Source organism: Amycolatopsis sp. NPDC102389 (genome assembly GCF_044765885.1).
Taxonomy (GTDB): domain Bacteria; phylum Actinomycetota; class Actinomycetes; order Mycobacteriales; family Pseudonocardiaceae; genus Amycolatopsis.
The window spans coordinates 1-12,817 of sequence record NZ_JBIWKX010000010.1 but is presented as its reverse complement, the minus strand read 5'-3'; the positions used below and the strand labels follow the sequence as shown (position 1 = coordinate 12,817).

The 12,817-nt window shown below is 69.9% G+C and carries 16 protein-coding genes and 1 pseudogene; 6 read left to right on the top strand and 11 right to left on the bottom strand.

The features are described 5' to 3' along the window. Both ACIRGA_RS11450 and ACIRGA_RS11445 read left to right on the top strand, forming a co-directional pair. Positions 1–834, top strand: a complete 834-nt coding sequence (locus tag ACIRGA_RS11450; RefSeq protein ID WP_400939496.1) for an SAM-dependent methyltransferase — start codon at positions 1–3, stop codon at positions 832–834. After that, a complete protein-coding gene (locus tag ACIRGA_RS11445) occupies positions 831–1,688 on the top strand; it encodes an SAM-dependent methyltransferase (protein WP_400939494.1) in 858 nt (285 codons plus the stop codon). Before ACIRGA_RS11450 ends, ACIRGA_RS11445 begins: the two co-directional genes overlap by 4 nt. 4 nt (positions 1,689–1,692) lie before the next feature. Here ACIRGA_RS11445 and ACIRGA_RS11440 read toward each other — a convergent pair whose 3' ends face one another. Together ACIRGA_RS11440 and ACIRGA_RS11435 are read right to left on the bottom strand one after the other, a co-directional pair. Then, entirely contained in the window at positions 1,693–1,965 is a 273-nt protein-coding gene (locus tag ACIRGA_RS11440; protein ID WP_400939492.1) for a hypothetical protein, read from the bottom strand. After that, positions 1,962–2,234, bottom strand: a complete 273-nt coding sequence (locus ACIRGA_RS11435; RefSeq protein ID WP_400939489.1) for a hypothetical protein — start codon at positions 2,232–2,234, stop codon at positions 1,962–1,964. The genes ACIRGA_RS11440 and ACIRGA_RS11435 overlap by 4 nt, the downstream gene beginning before the upstream one ends. A gap of 352 nt (positions 2,235–2,586) precedes the next feature. Between ACIRGA_RS11435 and ACIRGA_RS11430 the strand changes: the two genes are divergently transcribed. Continuing rightward, the gene (locus ACIRGA_RS11430; protein WP_400939486.1) at positions 2,587–2,841 is read left to right on the top strand and encodes a DUF397 domain-containing protein; all 255 of its coding nucleotides are present in this window, start codon (positions 2,587–2,589) and stop codon (positions 2,839–2,841) included. A 59-nt stretch (positions 2,842–2,900) separates the two neighbouring features. On the opposite strand, the gene ACIRGA_RS11425 is transcribed toward ACIRGA_RS11430, so the two are convergent. From ACIRGA_RS11425 to ACIRGA_RS11395, 7 genes are all read right to left on the bottom strand, one after another. Beyond that, entirely contained in the window at positions 2,901–3,449 is a 549-nt protein-coding gene (locus tag ACIRGA_RS11425; RefSeq protein ID WP_400939484.1) for a hypothetical protein, read from the bottom strand. Next, complete coding sequence (locus tag ACIRGA_RS11420) at positions 3,442–4,575, bottom strand: hypothetical protein (RefSeq protein ID WP_400939481.1); 1,134 nt, start codon at positions 4,573–4,575, stop codon at positions 3,442–3,444. Before ACIRGA_RS11420 ends, ACIRGA_RS11425 begins: the two co-directional genes overlap by 8 nt. 18 nt (positions 4,576–4,593) lie before the next feature. Continuing rightward, complete coding sequence (locus ACIRGA_RS11415) at positions 4,594–5,001, bottom strand: FixH family protein (RefSeq protein ID WP_400939478.1); 408 nt, start codon at positions 4,999–5,001, stop codon at positions 4,594–4,596. Continuing rightward, the gene (locus ACIRGA_RS11410) at positions 4,998–6,446 is read right to left on the bottom strand and encodes a hypothetical protein (protein ID WP_400939477.1); all 1,449 of its coding nucleotides are present in this window, start codon (positions 6,444–6,446) and stop codon (positions 4,998–5,000) included. The genes ACIRGA_RS11415 and ACIRGA_RS11410 overlap by 4 nt, the downstream gene beginning before the upstream one ends. Before the next feature lie 99 nt (positions 6,447–6,545). Next, on the bottom strand, positions 6,546–7,400 hold the full coding sequence (locus tag ACIRGA_RS11405) for an oxygenase MpaB family protein (protein ID WP_400939474.1): 855 nt from the start codon (positions 7,398–7,400) through the stop codon (positions 6,546–6,548). After that, positions 7,397–7,945 (bottom strand): TetR/AcrR family transcriptional regulator, encoded by a 549-nt coding sequence (locus tag ACIRGA_RS11400; protein ID WP_400939842.1) that lies wholly within the window; start codon positions 7,943–7,945, stop codon positions 7,397–7,399. Before ACIRGA_RS11400 ends, ACIRGA_RS11405 begins: the two co-directional genes overlap by 4 nt. Continuing rightward, positions 7,942–9,324, bottom strand: a complete 1,383-nt coding sequence (locus ACIRGA_RS11395) for an amidase (RefSeq protein WP_400939472.1) — start codon at positions 9,322–9,324, stop codon at positions 7,942–7,944. Before ACIRGA_RS11395 ends, ACIRGA_RS11400 begins: the two co-directional genes overlap by 4 nt. Positions 9,325–9,399: 75 nt before the next feature. Here ACIRGA_RS11395 and ACIRGA_RS11390 point away from each other — a divergent pair, with 75 nt between their 5' ends. Continuing rightward, on the top strand, positions 9,400–10,404 hold the full coding sequence (locus ACIRGA_RS11390; protein ID WP_400939469.1) for a D-cysteine desulfhydrase family protein: 1,005 nt from the start codon (positions 9,400–9,402) through the stop codon (positions 10,402–10,404). A 78-nt stretch (positions 10,405–10,482) separates the two neighbouring features. Here the strand turns inward: ACIRGA_RS11390 and ACIRGA_RS11385 are convergent. Together ACIRGA_RS11385 and ACIRGA_RS11380 are read right to left on the bottom strand one after the other, a co-directional pair. After that, positions 10,483–10,953: pseudogene (locus ACIRGA_RS11385) on the bottom strand (DUF998 domain-containing protein); the annotation flags it as partial. A gap of 134 nt (positions 10,954–11,087) precedes the next feature. Continuing rightward, positions 11,088–11,861 (bottom strand): hypothetical protein, encoded by a 774-nt coding sequence (locus tag ACIRGA_RS11380; protein ID WP_400939466.1) that lies wholly within the window; start codon positions 11,859–11,861, stop codon positions 11,088–11,090. A 61-nt stretch (positions 11,862–11,922) separates the two neighbouring features. On the opposite strand from ACIRGA_RS11380, the gene ACIRGA_RS11375 reads away from it, so the two are divergent. Together ACIRGA_RS11375 and ACIRGA_RS11370 are read left to right on the top strand one after the other, a co-directional pair. Beyond that, complete coding sequence (locus ACIRGA_RS11375; protein ID WP_004559389.1) at positions 11,923–12,132, top strand: sigma factor-like helix-turn-helix DNA-binding protein; 210 nt, start codon at positions 11,923–11,925, stop codon at positions 12,130–12,132. Continuing rightward, positions 12,132–12,656: a Clp protease N-terminal domain-containing protein gene (locus tag ACIRGA_RS11370; protein ID WP_400939464.1), complete on the top strand. Its 525-nt coding sequence runs from the start codon at positions 12,132–12,134 to the stop codon at positions 12,654–12,656. Before ACIRGA_RS11375 ends, ACIRGA_RS11370 begins: the two co-directional genes overlap by 1 nt. Positions 12,657–12,817: the final 161 nt, after the last annotated feature.

Below are 12,817 nucleotides of genomic sequence, written 5' to 3'. Positions count from 1 at the left end.
ATGGACCCCCGGTTCCTCCCCGAAGGCGTGGATCTCGAGCGGCCCAACGCCGCCCGGATCTACGACTGGGCGCTCGGAGGCACCGCGAATTGGGCGGTGGACAGGGAATTCGGCGAACAGCTGGTCAAGGCCTTCCCGCTCATCCGCGGCCTCGCCAGGGCCAACCGCGCCTTCCTCGGCCGCGCGGTCCGGCATTGCGCCGAGCACGGCGTGAACCAGTTCCTCGATCTCGGCTCCGGCGTGCCGACGGTCGGCAACGTCCACGAGATCGCCGGTGAGGTCGACGCCGGCAGCCGGTGCGTGTACGTCGACAACGAACCGGTCGCCGTCGCGCATGCCAGGATCCTGCTGGAGAAAGGCGGGGACCCCGCCAGGCACGCGGTGATCGGCGCCGACCTGCGCGACGCGGACGACGTCTGGGAACAAGCCTTCGGCACCGGCGTGCTCGACCCGGCGAAACCGGTCGCCCTGCTCACCGTCGCGGTCCTGCATTTCGTGCCGGGCCCCGAACTCGCCGACGTCATCGCGCGCTACCGGCGGTTGCTGCCCGCCGGTTCGTTCTACGTCCTGTCCCACGTCACGATGTCCGGCGTGGAGGGTGACGAGCTGGAACAGATCCAGCGCGTCGTGAAGCGGTACGAACAGTCGAGCACGCCCGCGTCCTTCCGCGACCAGGAAGAGATCCTCGGTTTCTTCGGGGATTTCGGCCTCGTGGCACCGGGTCTGGTCCCGGTCGGGGCATGGCGGCTGGACGACCCCCGCTCGCCTGCGCTTAACTGCGCCATCGGCGGGGTCGCCCGCAAACCCGGTTTCCGACGAGGTGTGACGGTATGACGACGCAGCACGACCCCAGCGACCCGGTGGCTCCCGAAGGTGTCGATCTCGAACGACCCAACGTGGCCAGGGTGTACGACTGGTTCCTCGGCGGTTCGGCCAACTGGGCGATCGATCGCGAGTTCGGCTCGCAGGTGCTCAAGCAGTTCCCGGAGGTCAAGACGTTCGCCCGCGTCGGCCGCGACTTCCTCGGCCGCGGCGTGGGATACCTGGCCCGCCAGGGGATCACGCAGTTCCTCGACATCGGCTCCGGCGTGCCCACCGTCGGCAACGTCCACCAGATCGCGAGCGCGGTCAACCCGGAAAGCCGGGTCGTCTACGTCGACGTCGAGCCGGTCGCCGTCGCGCATTCCCAGCTGCTGCTGGAACGCGAGGGCCTGCTCGGGCGGCACGCGGTCCTGCAGGGCGACGTCCGGGATCCCGCCGACATCTGGAAACGCGCTCTCGACACCGGGGTGCTCGACCCCCGGCAGCCGATCGGGCTCGTCCTGGTCGGGCTGCTGTACTTCCTCGGCCCCGAGGAGCCCGTTCACGAGATGGTCCAGCGCTACCTGGATTTCCTGCCGTCGGGTTCGTACTTCCTGTCCTCGCATCTGACCGAGGACGGCGTCACGCGCAAGGAAGGCGACAACCGGGAGAACGTCCAGGAGCTGTACAAGCGGACGAGCGCGCCGTTCCACCTGCGGTCCCGCGCGGAGTTCGCCGCGTTCTTCGACGGGCTGGAGATGGTGGAGCCGGGGATCGACTGGATGGCCACCTGGCATCTCGACGAGGCGGATTCCCGTGCCAGCGACCGGTTCGCGGACGACCCGACGTTCACCGGCGGCCTCGGCGGCTTGGGTCGTAAGCCCTGATCCGTCAGGCCCGGCCGGTCAGATGCCCGATCAGGGGTGTCAGCTCGAACTGACCTTCGAGCGGCCGGCCGGCCCTGATCAGGTCCCGGTGCGCGCCCGGCGAATCGACTTCGGAGTTCCATGGCGGCTGCTTGCGCAGCGGCGCCTGGATGAGGCTGAACCCGAACCGCTGACGCAGTTCCAGCCCGATGGTGCGGTGGTGGTGCTTCGCCGAGGCCAGGCGTTCGTCCTCACGGCGGAACAGCAGCGTGGTGAGACGGACGGCCACGGCGGTCACACCCCCCGGCTCGGACGCGGCAGCCGGGCCTGGCCCGCCGAACCGGCGAGGCCGAGACAACGCTCACAGGGCATTCCCGAACCGACGGGGACCCATTCCAGGTGGTCGTAAGGCATCGCCTCGCCACAGCGGGCGTGCAGGAATTCGGGGTGCGAACCCCCGGAGTGCAAGTCGAAAAGATGCGCGGACCGGCGGCTTTCGCCCGCCGTCCCGGCCATGAGCCTGCCGACGGCGAGTACCGTCGCCGGCATGGTGTCCTGAATGATCACGCTGATCCTCCCCCACGAGGTCGGCGGTGGGTGGTCCTGCGTCGCGGGGCGGGTGTCCCTGCCGGTCACCTGCCGTTGGTGGCCTGCTGAAACGGCGAAAACTCCCTGCTGAGCGCACTCGGCGGCATCCGCTGCCAAGATCTCCGCGTACTGCGAGCGATTCACCAACAACCGAGCCCCGGCCGCTGCGATTAATCCTACTCCTGGAATAATCTTCATGTCGAGGGTGGGCGGAGTTGATCACCCACTTGGCCGTGCGGGATAGTCCCGTTGAGGCAGGGAGAAGCCGGGACCGTGACGGTTCGCGCAGGTCGCGACCCGCACCCCCGACCGACGTTCGGAGGTACGACCAATGGCCGATTATCCATCGGCGGCGGATTACGATCCGACCACGGCCGTGTCGCTGTTCGACGACTCCGCGTGGGAGAAGTCCTTCGCGAGCGAACCCAACGGGGGGAACTGTGTCGAGGTCAACCTCGGTAGGGAAGGCCTGGTGGGGGTCCGTGACACCAAACTGGCCTCGAGTCCCGTCTTCGTCTTCGATTCCGGTGAGTGGAACGCCTTTCTCAAGGCGGTCAAGGCCGGACAGTTCGATTTGAGCCCATGACGAACGGCTCGCGCGCCCCGTCGGGACACGCGAGCCGTCCGATCTTCGGTCACTTCGAGTCACACCGTCGCGGGAATCCCGTTCCCGCGCAGCCGGGATTTCGTGCGCCGCCAGGCGACGGCGATCAGGACGGCGAGGACGATCAGCGGGATCAGGCTGATCGACCAGCTCACCGCCATCGGCGGCCCCGGTTGTTCGAGCACCGCCAGATCGCGGAGTTCTCCCGTGCCCTTGCCCGCGGGCCCGTCGATCTCGAACCGGAACGTCCACGAGCCCTGGGTCTGCAGGGCCCGGATGTCCAATCCCCACACCTCCAGTTTCCGCGGATGCTTCGCCAGCGGCTGGGGACGGCCCAGCCGTCCGGTCTCCGGATTGAGGAACGCGAGCGTCCCCGATTTCCCGGCGATCCCGTCGTCCGGGATGAACGTGAAGTCCAGTGATTGCATGGCGCGCAACGGCCACGTGCTGAAGCCGACGGTCATCCCGTACGGGCCGACCTGGACCCGTTCGGTGTGGACGATGTTCACCGGTTCGTAGGCGTTCGCCGCGGGCGTGGTCGCGAACAGCAACCCGATCGCCGCCGCCAAGGCCAGCAATGTCTTACGCATGCGCGTTCTCCCCCTTCGCCGGGGCCAGCAGCCCCAGCATCCCGCCGAACCGCCACCCGGCGAAGCCGCCGAGCAGCCCGGCCACCGCGCCGGCGGCGGCGGTGGCGAACACGACCGCCCAGGGCATCCGGGCGGAGCCGTAGACGAGCGCGTTCTGGATCGGCATGCTCGCGCCGACCAGGAATCCGCCGATCACGCCCGCCGGCACCGAAACCCGGCCCGCGGACCAGCCGCGCCGCGAAAGCAGATAGACCGCTTCGAGCACGGCCGCGATGGGCAGCAGCGCCATCGGCATCATCGCGGGCATCGCGGGAACGCCGTCGATGTAGTCGCGCATCGGCAGGCCGACGGCGCTCGCGTACGCCTCGGCGGCCCACGGCGAGAACCACCAGGTGATCGCCTGGATGACCGCCAGCGCCACGGCGACCCGGACCGCCCCGCCCGGCCGCCGCCGGAAGCCGGCGCCCGCCGCGACCAGCAGCACCGAAAGCAGCGCGATGCCGACGGAGACGACGTCGAGCCCGTCGACGTCGATCTGCTGCAGCCCCAGCACGGTCACCGTGCTGAACGCGAGCAGCACGCCGAGGCTGCCGACCACGCCGACGGAACCCCAGCGGTGCTCGCGTGCGGCCGCGAACACCATGACCGTGCCGATGATGCTCAGCGTGATCGACAGCAGCAGCCCGATATGCGGCGGCGAGTCGATCACCGCGTCGAAGCCGTACAGACCGTGCCACCACTGGTCCCACAGGCCGTACAGCAGGAACATCGCCGCGCCCGTCCCGGTCACCAGGTAGCCCGCCGGTGCGGCGAAGACCTTGCCGAAGACGTTGATCGCGCGGCCGCCGACCCGCGCGTCGATCGGGCGTCCCGCCCGGCGCGCGGCCGTGGTCATCAGCACGACCATGAGGCTCGCGAGCCCGGAGATCGCGCTGCCCGAATACAGGAACAGATGCGGCAACGTGAAGAACGTGTCCGGGCCGACGTCGCCGTGCCACTGGATGTCCCAGGTCAGCCCGATCAGCGAGATCACCGATCCGGCCAGCACCGTGCCCGCCGGTACGAGACCGGTGCGTTCACTTCGTGCCACCGAGACGGTCCTCGCCCCTCCCGCGGTGAGATCCATACCCCCGACCTCCCTCTCTTACTTGACCAGCAAAGGAAAAACGTGCTGCGTGGCGCCGGACGGCCCGCGCAGTGAAACGGTGATCTCCCATTGCCCCGGCATCGGCAGCAGGACGTCGCCGGTGCGGAACCGGCCCGGCCCTTCCGCGATCGCGGGCGACGGCGCGAGCGCGTGCCCCATCTGGGGCATCACGGGTTCGAGAGTGACGACCTCCGGTGCGGCGCCGGTGACGGTCAGCGCGAAGACATTCCCGCCCTGGTGCGGATCTTCGACCGACAGCTGGACCGTGTACGGGCCCTGCGTCGAGCGCAGCACCTGTTCCCCGCCGCTGCTCGGCCACACGAGCCAGGCCACGATCGCCACCGCGAGCACGGCGACCACGGAGATGAGCAGGACGGGCTTACGTCTGTCCACTGTGGAACTCACTGCGGTGCCCCTTCCGCCGGGACTTCGATCTGCATGGGCACGGTCAGCACCGTGTAGTCGCGTTCGGCTTGCAGCCACACGCGGTACTTGCCGGGTGCGGCGAAGGTGTAGGTGAACGGGACGTCGGGGCCATAGGCGGCGACTGTTTCGTCTGGTTTCCCCGGCATTCCCGGTGACTGCGGGATCATCGAGTGCACATGGGCCCAGGTCGGCGCGGCAGCGGCATCCGCGCCGACCTGGTGGTCGCCGGTGATCGGGCCGACGACGATCAGGTGGCCGAGCATGCCCAGCCAGGGTTGGAGATCCGCATGGGCGAATCGCGCGGTGATCGTGGTCGGCGTCCCCGGCCGGATCTCGACGTCGACCGGATTCCCTTGCACGACACGCTTTCCCGCTCCGGCGGGGGTGGGTTCGGCGGGGGAGTCCGTGCCGGCCGCGACACCCAGCGTCGTGCGGACCAGCTGCACGCCACCGCCCCTCCTGGCGAGTTCCGCGGCGACGGCGTAGGTCCCGGCCTCGGGCGGAGTGAACTTCACCCGGTAGTCGCCGGGGCCGACGCGCACCGGATGCAGATGCCAGAGCCTGCCCGTCGGCGAGATCACGACGAGGTGGATCAAGGCGTTGTCGTGCACCAGAAGATCGTCGACCGGACGGCCGGTCGCGCCGTCGGCGATGGCGAGGCGCAGCTCGGCGAGAGCGCCCGCTCGCGCGTTCGGCGAATGCACGGCCAGATTCACCGGCGGACGTGAGAAGTCCACAGTGGACATCTGCGCGTTCGCGTACGGATCTTGGATGTTGCCGATCGTCGGATCCAGCGCCGTGCCGGGCGCGGGCGGCGGCGGGGTGGACGCCGACAGCACCGCGCCGGTGACCGCGACCGCGAGCGCGGCCACCATCCCGCCGGCGGGGATCAGCGCGAGCTGCGGCCGCCGGACACGCATCGCGACGACGAGACCGAGTACCAGAAACACGCCCGCGGCGACGAAGCCGCCGAAGGTGGCCTTCTCCCAGGGAGGGATGACCCTGGCCGGGACGATGAACGGGATCGACGCGGTGTCCGTCCCGTCGTCCAGGCCGAGTTCCCACGGGCCCGGCTGGTCGACACGCAGCTGTGCCCCGTGCGCACCGGGTCTTCCGTCCAGCCGCACCGTGGTTTCGGAAAACGTCGTTCCGGCGGTGGACGCGCGCAGTTTCAGCGTTCCCGGCGCGCTTCCGGCGTGCGTGACGACGTCGACGTGCAGCGGACCGGGCGCGATGTCGATCCGCCGCAGGATGATCGTGAGATCCCTGGTGCCGAGCGTCTGCGCGACCTGGACGTCCGCGCCGCTCGACACGCCGTCCGCCTGGGCGGTTCCGCCCAGCAGCAAGGACGCCAGCGCGCAGAGCACGAATACGCGGACGATGACCATCGGCGCCGTGCGCCGCCCCCTCGTTGAATTCCCCATCCCGGCTGAAGTTAGCGGCGGTGGTGGAGGAAAGCGTCACGGCGCGGGGTGAATCGGGGTCCCCCGTGAAGGGGACGAGGACCCTTACTCCGGTGGGGGTCAGCCCCCCAGGAAACGATACGCGCGCGGATGGGCCCGGAACCAGACGTTCAGCCTGCCGATCCGGCGGACGAGCGAAGAGCGCAATGTCACCGGCACCAGCCCGCCGACCAGCCGCACCACCCCGCGGAACCGGTCGAACCGGCGCTGATCCCGCTCCGTCCACTGTAGACCGAGACGGTCCCGCAGCGCGGGTGGCAGCGTGGCGCGGATGACGAACATCTGCCCCTGATACTGCCATCGCTGAAGCCGTGTCCAGCGGTTGTCGGGCAGCCATCGCCACGGTTTCTTCACCGTGCGGATCGTTTCGAACAACGTCGAAATCGTCTCGTTCGGGCCGAAACCGTCGATCATGTCCGCGTAGTACCGCTCGAATTCCGGCCACGTCGGCGGCAGGTCCTGTTCGCGCAGGCCGAGAAGCCGTCCGACGTCGCACATCTGCGCGTAGTATTCGTCCACTTCGGACGGAGTCATCGGGGTGCCATAGAACCGTTGTGTGTCAACGGGAACCATGACGAGCGTGGCGTGCACCCAGGCGTACGCGCGCGGGTTCAGCGCGCTGTACCGGTGGCCTTCGGTGTCGACGCCGGTGAACGACCGGTGCAGTGCACGCAGCCGGTCCGCCTCGTAACGCGCGCCCTCCGGACCGCCGTAGATGTAGATGGACAGCGACGCGGCCGTGCGCATCAGCCGGGTCCACGGATCCTCGACGTAGTCGGAATGATCCCGCACCCCGGCCGCGACGATCGGATGCGCGACCTGCAGCACCAATACCTGACCGGCCAGCAGCCCGGCCCGGAAGTCGCCGAAGTACTTCCACGCCGCCGTCCCCTTGACGATCGGCGGACCGGTCATGACGCGCCGCGGATGAGCATCATCAGCGACTGCGCCACCCCGACGCCGTCGTCGCCCGTGGCCAGCCTGCGCAACTGCAGGCCGGCGATCAGCGCGACGACCGGCCCGGTCAGCCGTTCCGGGGACGGCACGCCAAGCGTCTTCAGGATCACCAGGGCGAGTTCGTCGTAGGCGGCGAAACACCGGGCGGCCGCGTCCTGGAGCCCGGGGTCGCGGGCGGCCTGCAGGTACAGCTCGTGCGCGCCGAGTTCGTCGGTGCCGAACGGGAGCTGCGCGATGACCTGCTCCACCACCGACGCCGCCTGCTCGACGCTCAAGCCCTGCTCACGGTACGCGTCGACGAACCCGGTCAGCTTCGTCGTCTCTTCTTCGACGAACAGCAGCATCGCCTCGCGCAGCAACGCGGTCTGGCTGGGGAAGTGGTAGGTCAGCGTGCCGAGTGAGACGCCGGCCGCGGTCGCGATCCGGCGGTTGGTCAGCCCGCCGACACCTTGTTCCCCGACCACCTTGAGCGCGGCGTGGAGAATGGTCTCGCGGGTGTTCACCAAGCGGTCTCGGGTTTGCGGTCCTGCCACCGTTCGACCTCTTCCAGTTGCGCGGCCAGCGAGATCAGCCGTTCCTCGGCGTGCGAGGGGCCGAGCAGCTGACCGCCGAGCGGAAGGCCTTCCGGGCTCAGCCCGGCGGGGACGTTGACCCCCGGCCAGCCCAGCACGTTCCACGGCCAAGCGTAAGGGCACGCCGCGATCATGGCCTGGTCGGTCTGCCAGCCGGAAAGCCGGTCGAAGGTGCCGATCCGCGGTGGCTGCGTGGCGGTGGTCGGCGTGAGCACGACGTCCACCCGCCCGAACACCGAGCCGATCTGTCGTTGCAGCAACGGTTCCGCGGCACGGGCGAGCCTCAGCGCCGGTCCGGCGAGCACCGAACCCTGCCGTGCGTTGGCGCGCGTGCGCGGGTCGAGCCGCGCCTGGTCCGGGACGCGACGGGACCAGTCGCGCACGCCGACGAGCGAGCGCGGCAGGAAGGTGAGGCCGATGAGCCGGTAGTCGGGTTCGATCTCGACGATCTCGTGGCCGAGTTCGGCGAACCGCTCCGCGAGCCGGACGACGGCCGCGTGCGCTTGCGGATCGAGCTCGGTTTTCGTCGCGGTGAACGGGATCCGGGTGGACAGCCCGATCCGCATCCGGCCCGGTTCGCGGCGGGCGGCGGCCTGGAACGCGGTGCCGGTGCCGGCGGCGACGTCGAGCAGCAGGGCCGCGTCGGCGACGGTGCGCGCGAGCGGGCCGACCACGGTCAGGCCGTGGAAGAGTTCGCGTTCGGTCGGGACGCGGCCGCGCTGCGGTTTGATCCCGACCAGATCGGTCCACGCGGCCGGGATCCGGATCGACCCGGCCCCGTCGGAACCCAGCGCGGCGGCGATCACCCCCGACGCGATGGCCGCCGCCGCGCCGCCGGAGGAACCGCCCGGGGTGCGTTCGGTGTCCCACGGATTGCGGGTCGCGCCGAACGCCGGGCCCTCGGTGAACGGCCACTGGCCGAGTTCCGGGGTGTTGGTCTTGCCGATGAGCACCGCGCCCGCCTCGCGGAGCGCGGCGACGGGCGGGGAATCCGTTGTCGCGACGGAGAAATCGCCCTCGCAGCCGAACGCGGTCGGCAGACCGGTGACGTCGAGGTCGTCCTTGATCGCGGTCGGGACGCCGAGCAGGGGAGCGGATTCGCCCGCGGCCAGCCGTCGGTCGGCGTCCTCAGCCTCGCGAAGGGCTTCTTCGGCGCGAAGGCACTTGAAGGCGTTGAGAACGGGCTGGCTGGCTTCGGCCTTTTCGAGCGCCAAGCGCGTGAGCTCGACGGATGTCGTGGCCCCGCTGGCGAGCATCGAGGCCTGTTCGGCCAGGCCGGTGAACGCGAGGCTCGGTTTCGAGGTGGTCATGTGGTCCCCCTGCACGTCTCGTTCGTTCAAACGAACGATATCAGCCGGTAGCTTCGATGTGGTTACGTGAGCCTCATGAACCTCGATCGCTTCCCCCGCGTCGACCTCGGCGGCTATCCGACGCCGCTGCATTCCGCGCCCCGGCTGGGCGAGGCCCTCGGCCTGCCGAACCTGCTGCTCAAACGGGACGACGTGCATCCGCTCGGCGTGGGCGGCAACAAACTGCGCAAACTCGAGTTCCTGCTCGGCGCGGCGATCGAGAACGGCGTCGACACGGTGATCACCTTCGGCGCGCTGCAGACCAACCACGGCCGCCAGACCGCCGCCGCCTGCGCGAAGCTCGGGTTGCGGTGCGAGCTCGTGCTGACGGCGAAGGTCCCCCGTGACGGGGACGCGTACGAAAGGTCCGGCAACGTCTCCCTCGACCATCTCTTCGGCGCGAACGTGCACGTCTGCCGCGACGGCGAGGAGACCGGCAGGACGTACGACCGGCTGATCACCGAGGCCGCCGCCGAGGGGCGCGAAGTGGCCACGTTCCCGGTCGGCGGCTCCGACGGCGTGGGGGCGCTCGGTTATGTGGCGGCCGCGCGGGAGATCGCCGGGCAGCTCGCCGAGCTGGGCATCACCAAGGCGCGGCTGGTCGCCCCGCACGCCAGCGGCGGGACCTCCGCCGGGCTCGTCGTCGGGACGGCGGACCTCGACTGGCTGACACTGGACATCGCCTGCGTCAGCCATCCGGTCGACGAAGCCCTCGACAACCTGGCCGACCTCACCATCGCCGCCTCCGTGCTGCTCGGGACCGAGCCGCCGTCACTCGACGGGCTGCGCATCGACGACCGCACGATCGGCCCCGGCTACGGCATCCCGACCGCCGAGACGTGGGAGGCGGTGCGGCTTTTCGGCCGCACGGAAGGGATCGCGCTCGATCCCGTGTACACCGGCAAAGTGGGCGCCGCGCTGATCCGCTGGGCCGCCGAAGGCCATTTCGCGCCCGACGAGCACGTTGTCTTCCTGCACACGGGCGGGCTGCCCGGCCTCTACGGCTACGCCCCGGAATTCGCCGACGCGGTGCGCCGCTGACGCGACCTTCAGCATCCCGGCGATCAGGATCACGTGTGCCACCAAGGAAACCCGCTGCATGACACCGACCGGCGCGATGTCGGTCAGCGTCTTGAAGAACGGGATGTCGGCCAGGCGCACGAAGATGAAGCTGAGCCCGAAGACGACGAGACCGGCCGCGCTGCCCCAGGCCAGGCGCCCGACGAGCCTGGCCGCCGGGGTGCCGCGCAGGTTGTCGCGCAGGGTGAAGCCGGCGGCGGGCAGGCTGAGGAACGCGACGAGGCACGCGTACAGGTGGATCTCGCCGCTGACCGGATCCGGGAACTCGGGGTAGCTCGCCGGGAAGATCGCGGCCGCCGCCAGCCCGAGCGACCACAGCACGAACAGCAGTTTCGTGGTGCGGCTGAGCGGGATCCCGGCCGCGGCCAGCGCGCCGAGCGCGGTGAGCGAGCCGATGGACAGGGAGAGCACGCTCGCCCCGAGCATGCCCGTGCCGCGGTCGACGTAGGCGTAGCTGGACAGCGTGTCGAACACCGGATCGCGTGAGCTGATCAGGTGGAGCACCACCATGGTGAACAGTGCCCAGCCGATGGCCGCGCCCGACGCGATCAGCCAGGGCTTGGTCCGCGATCTCTCCCCAGGGAACGTCATGCGTCCAGCCTGCTCGCGCGGACGCGGTTTTCCGATCCGGGAGGCCCCCGGTTTTACCCTGGGGCTACCCCGAAGTCGACCAGTACCAGTAGCTGGTCGTCGTGCCTTTTCGCGCGGGGCCAGCGCTCGCCGTCCGGGTCCTGTTTCTCCGCCGTGCGCACCGCGTCGAGGACGGCGTCCGGGCCACGCTCCCGGCTGATGGCGAGTACCTCCGGCCAGTCGAACAGGCCGTACTCGTCGACACCGATCGAGACACCGTCCGTCGCCAGCAGGAGGGCGTCGACCTCCGAACGCGGCCAACTGCGGCGGACGGCCTCGGCGGCGGCCTTGGGCTCCGCTTCGGCGACCCAGAAACCGTCCGGCGCGTTGCGTTTCGCGCGGACGTCGGCGCCTGTGCGGAGCTGGCCGCCTTCGCGCAGCGAGACCAGCCTGTCGTCGGTGAGCGGGTCGGCGCCTGAAGGGCCGAAGGCGACGATGGGGCTGTCGGCGAGCACCAATCCGTCGACGGTGTCGTCCGTCCAACGCGCGATCGCGACCGTGCTCGACGGCGAGCGACCCGGTTCGAGGCCTTCCCGCCGGGCGACGTCGGCGATCGACTCGGCCAGCAGCACCGCGAGATCCGCCTGGGGTTCCGCGCTCAGCGCCCGCGACAGGCTGTGTATCAGCAGGCTCGCGTACCAGCCGCCGGACGGCAGATCGGGCCGCGGCGCGGTCGCCCCGTCCAGCACCACCACGGCGTTGCCGAGGACGGCCACGTGGTCTTCGGTCGGGCGCGTCGCTCCGTCCGCGCCTACTCCGTCCCTTTCCGCCACTGAGATTTCGGCCATGACCCGACCCTAACTGTCAACTGAGGTTGACGTGGACGAGATGTCAACGTAGGTTGACGTCATGACCGAAGCGACAGATCTGGCCGCGCGAGCCGGCGACCGCGATCCCCGGGTGGGATTGCGCGCCGTCGCCGCCTTGCGCCGGCTGTTGGAACAACTCGAGGCCGTGCAGGTCCGCAGCGCGCGGGTGCACGGCTGGTCCTGGCAGGAGATCGCGGCCGAGCTGGGGGTCAGCAGGCAAGCGGTGCACAAGAAGTACGGGAGGCATTGATGTTCGAACGCTTCACCACCGAAGCCCGCGAAGTCGTCGTCGGCGCCCAGCGGGTCGCGTCGGAGGAGACGTCCGCGAACGTCGACCCGCTGCACCTGCTCACGTCGCTCGCCCGGCGCACCGGCGTGCTGACCGCGCTGGGCTGCCCGGCGGACGAACTGGCCGACGACCTCCGCCGGGTCCGCCGCCGGGGCGGGATGAGCGACGCCGATGTCGAAGCCCTGAGCGGGTTCGGCATCGACGTCGAGCACATCGTCGAGCGGGTCGAGCAGACCCACGGTCCCGGCGCGCTGACCAGGGGGCAGCGCGCCGGCCGGGGTCACCGGCCCTTCACGCAGGAGGCGAAGAAGGTGCTGGAGAAGAGCCTTCGCGAAGCCATCGATGTCGGCAGCAAGCGCATCGAAGGCGAACATCTCCTGCTCGCGCTGACGGCCGTCCCCGGTGCCGCGGCCGATGTCCTCGCGCAGCGGGGCATCGACTACCTCGCCGTCCGCCGCCTGCTGGAACAACGGGAGGCCAGCTAGCACCCCGCGAGTTACGCCTCCATTCACGCGAGTCACGTCTCCAAGCACGCGAGTTGCGCCGAGTGGCTAGCTTGAGTTTTAACCTGTTCGGCGGGGTCGCGGGCTGCTGGACTTGGTTTTCTTTCTGTGGCTGGGTTTCTGTCTGTTTGGGCTGGTCGCGG

What these genes read in the sequence shown, in the direction of transcription:
- ACIRGA_RS11375 (WP_004559389.1), top strand. Translation starts at nt 11,923, where the DNA reads ATGACCGAAGCGACAGATCTGGCCGCGCGAGCCGGCGACCGCGATCCC.
- ACIRGA_RS11395 (WP_400939472.1), bottom strand. Translation starts at nt 9,324, where the DNA reads ATGACCACCTCGAAACCGAGCCTCGCGTTCACCGGCCTGGCCGAACAG.
- ACIRGA_RS11420 (WP_400939481.1), bottom strand. Translation starts at nt 4,575, where the DNA reads ATGGATCTCACCGCGGGAGGGGCGAGGACCGTCTCGGTGGCACGAAGT.
- ACIRGA_RS11390 (WP_400939469.1), top strand. Translation starts at nt 9,400, where the DNA reads ATGAACCTCGATCGCTTCCCCCGCGTCGACCTCGGCGGCTATCCGACG.
- ACIRGA_RS11380 (WP_400939466.1), bottom strand. Translation starts at nt 11,861, where the DNA reads ATGGCCGAAATCTCAGTGGCGGAAAGGGACGGAGTAGGCGCGGACGGA.
- ACIRGA_RS11450 (WP_400939496.1), top strand. Translation starts at nt 1, where the DNA reads ATGGACCCCCGGTTCCTCCCCGAAGGCGTGGATCTCGAGCGGCCCAAC.
- ACIRGA_RS11410 (WP_400939477.1), bottom strand. Translation starts at nt 6,446, where the DNA reads ATGGGGAATTCAACGAGGGGGCGGCGCACGGCGCCGATGGTCATCGTC.
- ACIRGA_RS11430 (WP_400939486.1), top strand. Translation starts at nt 2,587, where the DNA reads ATGGCCGATTATCCATCGGCGGCGGATTACGATCCGACCACGGCCGTG.
- ACIRGA_RS11405 (WP_400939474.1), bottom strand. Translation starts at nt 7,400, where the DNA reads ATGACCGGTCCGCCGATCGTCAAGGGGACGGCGGCGTGGAAGTACTTC.
- ACIRGA_RS11445 (WP_400939494.1), top strand. Translation starts at nt 831, where the DNA reads ATGACGACGCAGCACGACCCCAGCGACCCGGTGGCTCCCGAAGGTGTC.
- ACIRGA_RS11370 (WP_400939464.1), top strand. Translation starts at nt 12,132, where the DNA reads ATGTTCGAACGCTTCACCACCGAAGCCCGCGAAGTCGTCGTCGGCGCC.
- ACIRGA_RS11425 (WP_400939484.1), bottom strand. Translation starts at nt 3,449, where the DNA reads ATGCGTAAGACATTGCTGGCCTTGGCGGCGGCGATCGGGTTGCTGTTC.